This window comes from Nitrospirillum amazonense, assembly GCF_029594735.1.
GTDB classification, from domain to species: domain Bacteria; phylum Pseudomonadota; class Alphaproteobacteria; order Azospirillales; family Azospirillaceae; genus Nitrospirillum; species Nitrospirillum amazonense.
The window spans coordinates 615,379-627,750 of the sequence record NZ_JARPAF010000001.1; the positions used below are offsets into that span (position 1 = coordinate 615,379).

The 12,372-nt window shown below is 65.9% G+C and carries 14 protein-coding genes; 7 read left to right on the top strand and 7 right to left on the bottom strand.

Translation table 11 applies throughout. The annotated features are described in order from the left end of the window. Positions 1 to 374 precede the first annotated feature (374 nt). Positions 375 to 2,240: a phosphoenolpyruvate carboxykinase (GTP) gene (locus P5F91_RS02545; RefSeq protein ID WP_277906397.1), complete on the top strand. Its 1,866-nt coding sequence runs from the start codon at positions 375 to 377 to the stop codon at positions 2,238 to 2,240. 150 nt (positions 2,241 to 2,390) lie between these two features. Here the strand turns inward: P5F91_RS02545 and P5F91_RS02550 are convergent, their stop codons facing one another. Both P5F91_RS02550 and P5F91_RS02555 read right to left on the bottom strand, forming a co-directional pair. Further along, positions 2,391 to 2,768 carry an SRPBCC family protein gene (locus tag P5F91_RS02550; RefSeq protein WP_277906398.1) on the bottom strand — a complete coding sequence of 126 codons (378 nt, stop codon included), beginning with the start codon at positions 2,766 to 2,768 and terminating at the stop codon, positions 2,391 to 2,393. Between the two features lie 96 nt (positions 2,769 to 2,864). After that, positions 2,865 to 4,205 (bottom strand): MFS transporter, encoded by a 1,341-nt coding sequence (locus tag P5F91_RS02555; protein ID WP_277906399.1) that lies wholly within the window; start codon positions 4,203 to 4,205, stop codon positions 2,865 to 2,867. A 189-nt stretch (positions 4,206 to 4,394) separates the two neighbouring features. Between P5F91_RS02555 and rraA the strand changes: the two genes are divergently transcribed. Further along, a complete protein-coding gene (rraA, locus tag P5F91_RS02560) occupies positions 4,395 to 4,871 on the top strand; it encodes a ribonuclease E activity regulator RraA (protein ID WP_277906400.1) in 477 nt (158 codons plus the stop codon). Positions 4,872 to 4,904: 33 nt separating this feature from the next. Further along, on the top strand, positions 4,905 to 5,315 hold the full coding sequence (locus tag P5F91_RS02565; protein ID WP_277906401.1) for a hypothetical protein: 411 nt from the start codon (positions 4,905 to 4,907) through the stop codon (positions 5,313 to 5,315). Here P5F91_RS02565 and P5F91_RS02570 read toward each other — a convergent pair. The 3 genes from P5F91_RS02570 to P5F91_RS02580 all read right to left on the bottom strand — a co-directional run bounded on the left by P5F91_RS02570 (position 5,296) and on the right by P5F91_RS02580 (position 7,334). Beyond that, positions 5,296 to 6,159: a pirin family protein gene (locus tag P5F91_RS02570; protein WP_088875233.1), complete on the bottom strand. Its 864-nt coding sequence runs from the start codon at positions 6,157 to 6,159 to the stop codon at positions 5,296 to 5,298. The genes P5F91_RS02565 and P5F91_RS02570 overlap by 20 nt on opposite strands. Positions 6,160 to 6,243: 84 nt before the next feature. Then, complete coding sequence (locus tag P5F91_RS02575) at positions 6,244 to 6,564, bottom strand: AzlD family protein (protein ID WP_277906402.1); 321 nt, start codon at positions 6,562 to 6,564, stop codon at positions 6,244 to 6,246. Then, entirely contained in the window at positions 6,561 to 7,334 is a 774-nt protein-coding gene (locus P5F91_RS02580) for an AzlC family ABC transporter permease (RefSeq protein WP_277906403.1), read from the bottom strand. The genes P5F91_RS02575 and P5F91_RS02580 overlap by 4 nt, the downstream gene beginning before the upstream one ends. 195 nt (positions 7,335 to 7,529) lie before the next feature. On the opposite strand from P5F91_RS02580, the gene P5F91_RS02585 reads away from it, so the two are divergent. The 4 genes from P5F91_RS02585 to P5F91_RS02600 all read left to right on the top strand — a co-directional run bounded on the left by P5F91_RS02585 (position 7,530) and on the right by P5F91_RS02600 (position 10,305). After that, complete coding sequence (locus tag P5F91_RS02585; protein WP_277906404.1) at positions 7,530 to 7,976, top strand: MaoC family dehydratase; 447 nt, start codon at positions 7,530 to 7,532, stop codon at positions 7,974 to 7,976. Between the two features lie 224 nt (positions 7,977 to 8,200). After that, positions 8,201 to 8,638 (top strand): hypothetical protein, encoded by a 438-nt coding sequence (locus P5F91_RS02590; RefSeq protein WP_145612604.1) that lies wholly within the window; start codon positions 8,201 to 8,203, stop codon positions 8,636 to 8,638. Between the two features lie 266 nt (positions 8,639 to 8,904). Then, complete coding sequence (locus P5F91_RS02595; protein WP_145612603.1) at positions 8,905 to 9,327, top strand: hypothetical protein; 423 nt, start codon at positions 8,905 to 8,907, stop codon at positions 9,325 to 9,327. Positions 9,328 to 9,648: 321 nt separating this feature from the next. After that, positions 9,649 to 10,305 carry a hypothetical protein gene (locus tag P5F91_RS02600; RefSeq protein WP_145612602.1) on the top strand — a complete coding sequence of 219 codons (657 nt, stop codon included), beginning with the start codon at positions 9,649 to 9,651 and terminating at the stop codon, positions 10,303 to 10,305. A 60-nt stretch (positions 10,306 to 10,365) separates the two neighbouring features. On the opposite strand, the gene purU is transcribed toward P5F91_RS02600, so the two are convergent. Both purU and P5F91_RS02610 read right to left on the bottom strand, forming a co-directional pair. Continuing rightward, complete coding sequence (gene purU, locus P5F91_RS02605) at positions 10,366 to 11,244, bottom strand: formyltetrahydrofolate deformylase (RefSeq protein WP_246138780.1); 879 nt, start codon at positions 11,242 to 11,244, stop codon at positions 10,366 to 10,368. A gap of 121 nt (positions 11,245 to 11,365) precedes the next feature. Beyond that, a complete protein-coding gene (locus P5F91_RS02610; protein WP_277906405.1) occupies positions 11,366 to 12,196 on the bottom strand; it encodes an IclR family transcriptional regulator in 831 nt (276 codons plus the stop codon). Positions 12,197 to 12,372: the final 176 nt, after the last annotated feature.

A 12,372-nucleotide genomic window follows, 5' to 3' on the forward strand; every position in this document is an offset into this window, starting at 1 on the left:
ACTCGTACTCAACTTCGGGGAGTAGCGCACAATGACCTTCACCCACGGAATCCATCGACGATCCCGTCCGCGGGGCGATCGCCCTGCCGCACCCGGCCTGTCCGGTGCCAGGGAGGCTTGCGCGTATAGTTGACCTGTCAACGGTCGGCCATCGCGCCCTTCAACGCCCCACACCAATCATGACCGTCTGCGCCGATGGAAGCGGCGCGGCATCATTTGCCATCGGCTGTGCCCACACCCTGCCGGCCCCCGGGAACGATGCTGCGAACCTGACGCTTCCGTTGATGGCCGGCGCCCCCTTCCGGGCCAGGCAGGCCGGAACGGCACCGGGCCAACCGCCAGCGGTTTCGCGGATCGAAAGGTAGAATATTTCCATGAGCAGCTCCGTCACGACGTCCTCCGCCCTGACCGGCTCCCCCCTGAGTGGCGCCACCGGCGCGCCCACCACCAACCAGGCCCTGCTGGACTGGGTTGATGAGGTTGTCGCCCATTGCCAGCCGGCGGCCGTCCATTGGTGCGACGGCAGCCAGGAGGAATATGACCGGCTGTGCGAAGAAATGGTGGCCCAAGGCACCTTCATCCGCCTGAACCCGGCCAAGCGGCCCAATTCCTTCCTCTGCCGGTCCGACGCCGGCGACGTCGCCCGGGTGGAGGATCGCACCTTCATCTGCACCCCGACGGCGGAAGAGGCCGGCCCGACCAACAACTGGGCCGATCCCGCCGAGATGCGCCAAACGCTGCAGGGCCTGTTCAAGGGCAGCATGCGCGGCCGCACCCTGTACGTGGTGCCCTTCAGCATGGGGCCCCTGGGTTCCCCCATCTCCCACATCGGCGTGCAGCTGTCCGACAGCCCCTATGTCGCTGTGAACATGCGCATCATGACCCGCATGGGCGAGGCGGTGCTGCGCCAGCTGGGTGACGGCGGTTTCGTGAAGTGCCTGCACTCGGTGGGCGCGCCCCTGGCCCCCGGCCAGAAGGACGTAGCCTGGCCCTGCAACGCCCGGCACAAGTACATTGTCCACTTTCCCGAGACGCACGAGATCATCAGCTATGGCTCCGGCTATGGCGGCAATGCCCTGCTGGGCAAGAAGTGCTTCGCGCTGCGCATCGCGTCATCCCTGGGGCGCGAGGAGGGCTGGCTGGCCGAGCATATGCTGATCCTGGGCGTGGAAAGCCCGGAGGGCGAGAAGACCTATGTCGCGGCGGCCTTCCCCTCGGCCTGTGGCAAGACCAACTTCGCCATGATGGTGCCGCCGGCCGTCTTCGACGGCTGGAAGGTGCGCACCATCGGCGATGACATCGCCTGGATCAAGCCAGCGCCGGACGGCACCCTGCGCGCCATCAATCCGGAGGCGGGCTTCTTCGGCGTGGCGCCGGGCACCAGCCTGAAGTCCAACCCCAACGCCCTACTGACCCTGCACGCCAACGTCATCTTCACCAACTGCGCCCTGACCGATGACGGCGACGTGTGGTGGGAAGGCCTGACCGAGACGCCGCCGGCCCACCTGATCGACTGGGAGGGCAAGGACTGGACGCCCGCCAGCGGCCGCAAGGCGGCGCATCCCAACGCCCGCTTCACCGCCCCGGCCAGCCAATGCCCCAGCATCGATCCCGCCTGGGAAGACCCCGCCGGCGTGCCCATCAGCGCCTTCATCTTCGGCGGCCGCCTGTCGCGCACCTTCCCCCTGGTGTTCGAGACCCGTGGCTGGAACGAGGGCGTGTACTGGGCGGCGACCCTGGGGTCGGAGGCGACCGCCGCCGCCGTGGGCCAAGCCGCCATTCGCCGCGATCCCTTCGCCATGCTGCCCTTCTGCGGCTACAACATGGCGGAGTACTGGCGCCACTGGCTGGACATGGGCAACAAGATCAATGACCTGCCGCGCATCTACCGCGTCAACTGGTTCCGCAAGGACCAGGACGGCAAGTTCGCCTGGCCGGGCTTCGGCGATAACATGCGGGTGCTGAAGTGGATCGTGGACCGGGTGCGGGGTCGTGCCGTGGAAACGGAAGAGAACCTGTTCGGCCTGACGCCACGCTATGAGGACCTGACCTGGACCGGCCTCGACTTCGGTCGCGACCAGTTCGACGCCGTCATGGCGGTGAACGAGGTGGAGGCTGAAACGGAACTGCGTGACCAGTCGGAGCTGTTCGGCCGCTTCGGCGGCGACACGCCGCAGGAACTGATCGACCAGCAGGACGCCCTGCTGGACCGCCTGGCGCAGAACCGCGAAGCGGCCTGACACCTTTGTCAGCGGCATGAGGGCACAAGCCTCATGCCGCTGTAGGACGCCACTGCGTCCGCCGGAGCGAGCGCCGCCCGGCGTTTGAGGGAGCACTAAAGTCCCCGGATGGACGGCCACCCGGGGTTTCTTCATTGACGCTGGGCGACGTTAATAGCCCTTGGCCCAATAGACGAAGGCCACCGTGTTCCAGCTGGCAGGGCCATTGGGGCGGCCGCCGGCGTCCTGGCCGCCGATGACGAAGCCGGTCAGGCTGGGATCATCGAAGGGGATCTTCACGACGGTGGAAGGGGCGAAGCCACCGCCCGGATCATAGGACATGGTGACGCTGACCTGCCGGCCGTTGCCGGGCGGAATCACCACCTGGCCCACCAGCTTGTTGTTCTGGGCGCCGGTGCCGTTCCAGGTGATGGGCGCCTGGCCCGTGACCTCGATCACGATGCGCTGGGCCCAATAGGCGGAATTGGTGAAGCCGTTGATCTTGATGGTGGTGCCGTCCGGCACAGGGAAGGTGGCGGTGTTGTACATGCTCTTCTCCAGGGCTGGCGCGACAACCTATGCGCGCATAAGCGATATTCCTCCTCATACATCTTTTTGCGGGAGCTTCCTACAAAAATAGATTTCTCAGGTTGTGGCGTTTCCGCTTGCCCCCGAAAGGGAAAGGCCGGCCGCTGGCACCGTTTCACCGGTTGACGCCATCGCCTCCAGGCTGGCGGCATAGCGGCGGCACGCGATCAGCGCCAGCACGATGCAGGCACCCAGCATGGCGGGCAGGGTCAGCAGCAGCGACAGGTCCAGACGGCTTTCGTCGCGCAGCACCTTGTCCGTCACCAGCGCCACCACCGACGGCCCCGCGCCCAGGCCCAGCAGGGTGGCGATCAGTGCCGCCACGGCGTGCTGGAACCCGCGCAGGCGGTTGGGGGTGATCTCCTGCAAGGCCGGGGGGCTGGAGCCGATGGCCAGGGTCATGCAGCCGATCAGCGGCCCCAGCCATGTCAGCGCGCCATCGCCGTCCGGCGCGCGCAGGGCGGGGTAAAGCAGCAGGCAAGACGCGGCGGCACCGGCGATCATCACGACCAGGCGTCCCTGGACCAAGCCCCGCCGGCGCAGGAGGTCACCCAGGATGCCGGCCAGCAAGGCGCCGCCGGCGCCGAACACCATCAGGCGCCAGCCCATGCCCTGGCCGATGTCCAGCGGCTTCATGTGGTGGATGCGGGCCAGCAGATGCGGCAGCCAGGCGCCCAGGCTGTACAGCGCCATGGCGGCGAAGGTGCCGGCCAGGTTGACCATCAGGGCGTTGACGCCATGGGCGCGGTAGTAGGCCCGCACCTCGGCCCAGTTGGGCGCGGTGTGCGCCCCGGCGCCCGTTCTTTCCGGTTCCCGCACGGTGGCGACCCACAGCGCCATCAGCAGGCCCACGGGCCCCAGCAGCAGGAACACCACCTGCCAGCCGCGCAGGCTGCCCAGCACGGGCAGCACGACATCCGGCGGCAGATGGTGCAGCACCAGTCCGCCCAGGATCAGGGCCAGCCCGGCGCCCACATAGGGACCCATGTTGTAGAGGCCGATGGCCAGGCCCAGGCGCCGGCCGTGGAACAGGTCGCCGATCAGGGAGTAGGCCGACGGGACCATGGTCGCCTCGCCAAAGCCCACGCCCACGCGCGCCAGGAACAGGGCTGGAAAGGATCGCGCCAAGCCGCAGGCGGCGGTGAACAGGCTCCAAGCCGCGACGCCGGCGGCCAGCACCGCCGTGCGCCGCCGCCGATCCACCAGGCGGCCGATGGGCAGGCCGCCAATGGCCAGGAACAGGGCGAAGGACAAGCCCTGCAGCAGGCTGAGCTGCAGGTCGCTGAGGCCCAGATCGGCCTTCATCGGCACCGCCAGTAAGGTCAGGATCTGGCGGTCGATGAAGGCCAGCACATAGGCCAGCACCAGCACCACCAAGACATAGATGGAATAAGCCACGGAAATTCCCCACCGTTCCTGGTCCAGCGCCGGCCTTGATTTCCAAATCCGGCACCAGACCTTACCGCTGCAGTATACACATCCATGTAGTCACTTAAGAGTGTGGTCACGGTTCCATCCTCGCCGCTGCCGTGCCGGCCAAAATGCGCTAGGATAAGGAGAAACCTTGGCAGGGAAGGGAGGGGTGGCATGACCCATCGCACCGCCGACTTGGTCGACGCCTATGAGGACAGCCTGCAAAGCTGCGAGATCCAGTTCCGCTCCTTCGGGGCGCGGGCGTCTTTCCACGGGCCCATCCGGACCGTGCGCTGCCATGAGGACAACGCCCTGCTGAAGCATACGCTGTCCGAGGCGGGCGAGGGTGCCGTCCTGGTGGTGGACGGCCACGGCTCGCTGCGCACCGCCCTGGTGGGCGACGTCATCGCCGGCCTGGCGTTCAAGCACGGCTGGGCCGGCCTGGTGCTGTGGGGCGCCGTGCGCGACAGCGTGGCCCTGGCCCACATCGACCTCGGCATCAAGGCGCTGGGCACCAACCCGAAGAAAAGCACCAAGACCGGCGCCGGCCAGGTGGACGTGCCCCTATCCTTCGGTGGCGCGCAGTTCACGCCCGGCGCCTGGCTCTACGCCGATGAGGACGGTATCGTCGTCAGTCCGACGCGGATTTAAGAATTCATATCTGGCTAGACCAGAAAGTGGCACATGATAAAATACTACCCTCTCGACATCGGGATCGCATTCAAGGCCAACAATAGTGATTTAGTGAATTTCCACTGGGAAACCAACAGGATATGGGCAGACTTCCGTCTACCTGGATATGAAGGTTCCGTTGTTAGGGTCACTTTCGATAATCAGTGCATAGTCAGGATTATTGATGAAATGCCACTGAGCACGGAAAGCGATCCCGCTGACTGGGAAGGATTGATTCCCGACCACTTCGCTTATCTGGTGGAAGGGGCCGCCTTTATGCAAATGCAGTCCATCACGTGGAAGGAAATCACGGGAGCGAGGCACTATCAATTTTGCACCGGTTGGGCTTGTCTGGACGTGATCTCGGCGGCGGAGCCCACTTTCGAGGTGCTGTCGTCTGCTCTTACCCCGGCAGCGGAATGAACTCCTTGTCGTCCAGGTCCGGCAGCTTCATGCGGCCGGCGCGCCAGTCGGCCTTGGCCTGCTCGATCCGCTCCTTGCGGGAGGAGACGAAGTTCCAGTCGATGTAGCGGTCGCCCAGCGGCTCCCCGCCCAGCAGCATGACCACCGCAGGGGTGACGGCGGTGAACAGCACCGGCTGGCCGGGGGCGAACACCAGCATGTGGCCGGCCTCCACCGTCCTGCCTTCCACCTCCACCGAGCCGACGGCGACATAGGCCGCGCGCTCCGGATACTCGGCCGGCAACTGCGCCTTGGTGCCGGGCTGCAGAACCCAGTGCACATAGAACAGGGGGGAGTGGGTCTTGACCCCGGCCTTGGCGCCGAAGGCCTCACCCGCCACCAGCCGGGCCCACAGCCCGCCATGCTCATAGGTGGGCAGGTCGTCCGCGCCGTAATGATGAAAGCTGGGGTCGGTCTCCTCATCCGCTTCGGGCAGGGCCACCCAGGCCTGGATGCCGTGCAGCGCGCCGCCCTCGGCCCGCGCCTTCTCGAAGCGCTCGGAATGGGTGATGCCGCTGCCGGCGGTCATCCAGTTGACCTCGCCCGGGCGGATGGCCTGTTCGGAGCCCACACTGTCGCGGTGCATGATCTCACCATCGAACAGGTAGGTGACGGTGGACAGGCCGATGTGCGGGTGCGGGCGCACGTCCCGCTCCAGCGGGATGCCCTTGGGGAAGTCCACCGGGCCCATATGGTCGAAGAAGACGAAGGGGCCGACATGGCGGCGCTGGGCCACGGGCAGGATGCGCCCGACCTCGAACCCGCCCAAGTCGCGCCGCCGCTGGTCGATGACGAGTTCGATCATGATGCTTTTCCCCCATAGGCCTTGGGCGGGAAGGATGCCAACGACGCGGTTGGGGTTCAACCGTTTAGCGACGGCCGCCCCACTTCATAGCACATGGCGCAACAGGGCGGTGACGGCCACGCCGACGATGACGGTGGGCAGCATGGGGAAGCGGCAGGCCATGGCCAAGGTCACCGCCAGGCCCAGCAGGTCCGCCGGATTGGTGGTGGTGAAGGCCGGCGCGATGACGGAGATCAGCACGGCGCCCGGCACCGCCTCCAGCACCGCGGTGGCGCGGGAACTGAGAGCGCGGTTGCGCAGCACCAGGTATCCCGTGACGCGGGTGGCGTAGGTCACCGCCATCATGGAGAGGATGGCCAGCAGGGATGGTACGTCCAAGGTGAGATAGTGGGCGAAGTCGCTCACGGCGCGGCCTCCCGGGTTTCGGTGCCGGCGACGAAATAGGCGACGGCCAGGCCGGCCAGCGTGCCGGCCGGCACGTACCAGGCGCCCGGTACCGCCAGATGGGTGACAGCGGCCACGCCCAGGCTGACCGGCCAGGGCAGGGCGCGGCGCCAGCCCTTCCACATGCCGCGGATCAGCACCAGGAAGACGGCGGTGAAGGCCATGTCGAAGCCATAGGCGTGGGGGTTGCCCAGCACCGGCCCCACCACCGCCCCCAGCACCGTCACCGCCACCCAGGCGATGTAGAGGGAGACGGCGAGGCCGGCATAGTAAGGCAGGCTGATGCCCGGCCGGCCGGTGACCGCCATGCGGCGGCGGGCGTCGTCCATGCCCAGCGCCCAGGTCTCATCGGCCATGACGAACAGCACCAGCGCCGCCTGCCAGGGGCGCAGGCGCCGCAGATGCGGGGCGAATGACGCCCCCATCAGCAGATGGCGGCAGTTGACCAGCAGGGTCATGCCGGCGATCAGCGCGATCTGCGGCGGGCTGCGCCACAGCTCGATGGCCACGAACTCCGACCCGCCGGCGAAGTTCAGGCCGCACATCAGCGCCACTTCCAGCGGGCTCAGGCCCTTCATCGCGGCCTGGGAGCCCAGCACCAGGGCGAAGGGCGCCACGCCCAGCAGAATGGGCGCCATGGCGGCGAGCCCCCGGCGGAACTCCGCCCACACCGACCGACCGGGCTCCCGCTCGTCCGGGGCGACATCGTCGGGCAAGGCGGTGGCGGTCATGGATGGTCCGTTGGTCAGGGCGGGCCAAAGGCGGGGCCGCAGAGGAGGAGGACGCTTATGGTAGGCGAACGGTGCGCGTGGGGAATTGCATAGTCCGTGCCCTTGCCCCGCCAATTTGGCATCCTGCCACCGCGTGCGGGACCCCCCGTGTCACGGGATACCTCTTGCTGCGCCAACAACGAGGAGGGAAACAGAATGCTGACCGTGGACATGGCCGACCTGCCCACCCTGGTGGGACGGGACCTGGGCTACTCCGACTGGGTGGTGGTGGATCAGGACCGCATCAACGGTTTCGCCGACGCCACCGACGACCATCAATGGATCCATATCGACGTGCCGCGTGCCACGGCGGCCCTGGGCGGCACCATCGCCCATGGCTTCCTCACCCTGTCGTTGCTGGCCGCCTTCAGCTATCAGACGCTGGAGGTGCGGGACGCTGGCAAGGGCGTGAACTATGGCTTCAACAAGATCCGCTTCCTGGCGCCGGTGCCGGCAGGGTCGCGCCTGCGCAGCCGCCAGACCCTGGATTCGGTTGAGGAAAAGGGCGGCGGCTGGCTGTTGACCCGCACCGTCACCATTGAAATCGAAGGTCAGGAAAAGCCGGCGCTGCTGGCCGAATGGCTGACTGCTGTCTATCCATGATGGCTAAGTGATGAATGCTTCGTTCGGGCGGCATGAGGAGTATATGCCGCCCACCGATTTTCCTATCCATTTTAAAATACACCGTAATCAGCGAAGGGGTTAAGCAAATAGAGCTGCAATTATTGCCAAATTCCGGCCATATTACGGGGCTGAACTCTAGTCGGTAACAGGCAGGCGCATCGTTTCATGTGATGCCCGCCGTACGCAGATACGGAGGAATAACCATGAATACCCGTCTTCTTCTGAGCAGCGCGGCTTTCGCCAGCCTTCTGGCCGGTGCGGCGTGCGCCCAGTCCGAAACCACGACCTCGCGCACTACGACGACCACCGCCGTTCCTGTGGCCCAGTCGCGCACCACCACCACGGAAACCACCACGCAGCAGCCTCCGGCCCCCGATGCGGCGTCGGATGCGGCCATGGATGCGGCCATGCCCGGTACCACCCAGTCGACCGAGACCTACAGCTCCCAGTCCGGGTCGGACGATGACCGCACGGCCAAGTCGAAGACCACGACCACAACGTACCCGGACGGCAGCAAGTCCACGCGCAGCAAGAGCAAGGTGGAAACCCCGGACGGCAGCACGGTGGAGCATCAGTCGACCCAGACCGACGGCTATGGCAATTCCACCAGCACCACCACGACGACCAGCACGCCGCGTTGACGATAATCGGGGGGTGGGTGGCGCCACCCCACCGGCCTGACGGAAAATAAGGGCAAGGCATCCCGACGATGCCATGCCCTTATTTGTCTTTATGGTTTAAATAATGATGTAATTCATTCGAATATTTCTAATGATTAATGACAAAAACATTCCTATTACACACCGAAATCCAGCCATATTCAGAAATAAAATTCAATTTCGTAGCAAGGCGGGCGCGGCAACTCAATCCAATGCGCCCACCGGAAACGCACAATGGAGGAAGTGTCATGAGCACCCGTCTTCTTTTGACTGGCGCGGCCCTGGCGAGCCTGCTGGCTGGTGCGGCTTGCGCCCAGTCCGAAACGACCACCACCCGCACCGTCACCACCAGCGCGGTGCCGGTGGCCCAGTCCCGCACCACCACCACCGAAACCACCACGGTGCAGCCGCCCGCGCCCGACATGATGGCGCCCGGTACCACCCAATCGACCGAGACCTCCTACAGTTCGGTCACGGGTTCCGATGCCGATCGCGTCACCAAATCCCGCACCACCACCACGACCTATCCGGACGGCACCAAGGTCACGCGCAGCGGCAGCAAGGTGGAGACGCCGGACGGCAGCGTGGTGGAGCGCCAGTCGACCCAGACGGATGGCTACGGCAACACCAGCACCACGACCACCACCACCACCACCAGCACGCCGCGCTGAGCGCCGTTGGTGTGACCGGTCCTTGCGACCGGCGAAAACAGGGCGGGATGTCCCCGGGACGTCCCGCCCTTTCTCACGGCCATGTCTTTGAAAAATTCTCATAAATTCCGGAAGTGTGTGGGTGGATAGAAGATCAATTTCATTTTTAATAGAGAGAGGAATATTTTAAATTTCTGAGCCTTTACGGCTTTCGCATTAGGCTAATTGAATCCATTCCCTTGCCAAATTGCCGCCATCATTGGGTAATGAACTGGCCTCTGTAGCAAGGGCAGGCGCGGAAAATTTGAAGGCGCTTGCCGCACTGCGATACGGAGGAACACCATGAATACCCGTCTTCTCCTGAGCGGCGTGGCTGTCGCCGCCCTGCTGGCCGGCGCCGCCAACGCGCAGTTGATCGGCGGCCATGCCACCGGTGCCGTGACCGGTGGCGTCAGCAGCACCCTGAACACCGCCACCGGCGCCAACCTGGGCGCCCAGCAGAATGCGATGGCCGGCTTGAACGCCCAGGCCGTCCCCCGCGCCGCCAGCGGCACCGCCGCCGCCGGCCAGGTGAGGGACAGCGCCGCCGTGACGGCGCAGGACACCACCAATGCCGCCACCGATGCCGCCAAGGCGAACGCCAACGCGGCCGGCAGTACCGCCGCCAGCGCCGCGGCCACCACCCAGGAGGTCGAGAACGGCACCACCGCCGGCGCCATGGGCGTGACCAACGGTACCGCCGCCGGTACGACCCAGACCACCGGCAGCACGAGCACCACGGCCGTGGGCGCCGCCAAAGCTCCGACGCTGCTGAACGGTGGTGCCGGCGTGTCGGCCGGCACCACCGGCGGCGCTGATGTCTCGGCCGGCAAGTCCGGCGTGTCCGCCAACGACCATGCCAGGGTCCAGAGCCAGGACAGCGTGTCCGCCGGGGGCGCATCGGCCAAGGTGAACGCCTCGGGCGGCACATCGACCAGCACCAGCGTAACGCCGCGCTGACCGTAGTGGCGCCTGAAGTCTAAGGGCGGGACGGCTGGCTGGCTGTCCCGCCCTTTTCGTTCAGCTGAACACGATGGTTTTCTGCCCCGTCACCAGGATGCGGCGCTCGATGTGCCAGCGCACGGCGCGGGCCAGGACGGCGCATTCGATGTCACGGCCGATATCCACCAGGTCTTCCGGCGTCTGGGTGTGATCCACCCGCTCGATGCCCTGTTCGATGATGGGGCCTTCATCCAGGTCTGTGGTCACATAATGGGCGGTGGCGCCGATCAGCTTCACGCCACGGGCGTGGGCCTGGTGGTAGGGCTTGGCGCCCTTGAAGCTGGGCAGGAAGGAATGGTGGATATTGATGCAGCGGCCCGCCAGTTGGCCGCAGAGGTCAGCCGACAGGATCTGCATGTAGCGGGCCAGCACGACCAGGTCGGCACCGGCCTGATTCACCACGTCCATGAACGCGGCCTCCTGCGCCGTCTTATCGCCCTTCACCGGCAGGTGGTGATAGGGGATGCCGCTCCATTCCACGAAGGAGCGCATGTCGTCGTGGTTGGAGATGACGGCCGGGATGTCGATGGGCAGGGAGCCGGAGCGGGCGCGGTGCAGCAGGTCGTAAAGGCAGTGGCCGAACTTGGACACGGCGATCACCACTTTGGGCTTCACCGTCATGTCCACCAACTGCCAATCCATGCGGAAGCGGCGGGCGATCAACTGAAAGCCCTGGCGCAGGCTGTCCAGGTCGGGGAATCCCGGGCCATCCGGCCGGAAGGCCGTGCGCATGGAAAAGCTGTTGGTCAGCTGGTCGTTGAAATGATTGGATTCGGTGATCGAGGCGTCGTTGTCGGCCAGATAGCTGGAGACGGCGGCCACCACACCCTTCACGTCGGGGCAGGTCAGCACCAGGACGTAGGGGCTGTGGGGGGCGGGGGTCGGCTGCGACGTCACGGCGAACTATTCCTCAAGGCATGCGGGTGTTATTTGGAAGGAAGTTGCCCGGGTCTAGCATAAACCATGGCCCTGTCACAGCCCTGGGCGCGTGCATGCCGGCCATCCCGTGCGGGTCGGTTCAGGCCCGTTCCGTGAGGTCAAGGGCGATCTGCCGGGCGGTGGCTTGCACCATGCCTATGGTTTCCGCCAGGGAACGGACCTGGGGTGTATGCTGCATGAAGGGCACGGTCAGGGCCGCCACCGCCGCCCCGGTGCCACCGATGACCGGGGCGGACAGGTCCATGACCCCCAGGGCGTAGTCGCTGGCGGCCTGGGCATAACCCTGGGTGCGCACGGCATCGGCGCGGGCGGCAAAGGGGGCCACCCGTTCCGGCCCCACGGCGCGTTCCAGCATGGCGCGCCACAGGGCCTGGGTGTGAGGCGGCTGGAAGGCGTACAGCACCATGCCGGACGTAGCCTCCACCAAGCTGCGATGATAGCCGGGACGCACGGAGAAACCCAGGTGGCCCGGGTTCTCGATGCGCGCCACCACCACCATCTGGTCGTCCGAAGCCACCGCCAGGTGGCAAGATTGGCCGATGGCCAGCGCCAACTCGCGCATCAGGGGCAGGGCCGCCTCCAGAAGGGTGCGCACCGACGCCCGCGCCATGCCCAGAGTAAACAACTTGTTGGTCAGCTCATAGCCATCGGCCGCCGCCGCCGGCGCGATATAGCCCCGGAACTCCAGCACCTGGATCATGCGGAAAAGCTCACTGACCGAGCGGCCCAGCCGGGCGGAAATCTGCGACGGCGTCATGGGCGCGCCGTGGCTGGCCATCAACTCCAGGATGTCCAGCCCTTTCTCCAAGGCGGGCGCCCGGTACTTGCGCACGGTTTCCGCCGCACCGTCGGCCGTGAGGTCATCGGGGGTGTCGAGGTCGGGCACGGTATCATCGGGAAGGGGGGGCATGGATAATCCGGCCTGGGCCTGAGGGCTGGGTTTGCGGCTCTCCGGCTATGCCATCAGGGCGCCCGCCGGGCAAGAGATGGCGTGAGGCGTCTTGACTTACGGACTGTGGCCGATGATTTTATATGCGGAAGGTGATTTCGTATATGAATTGAAAATCGCCCCGCCCCCGGGAAGGC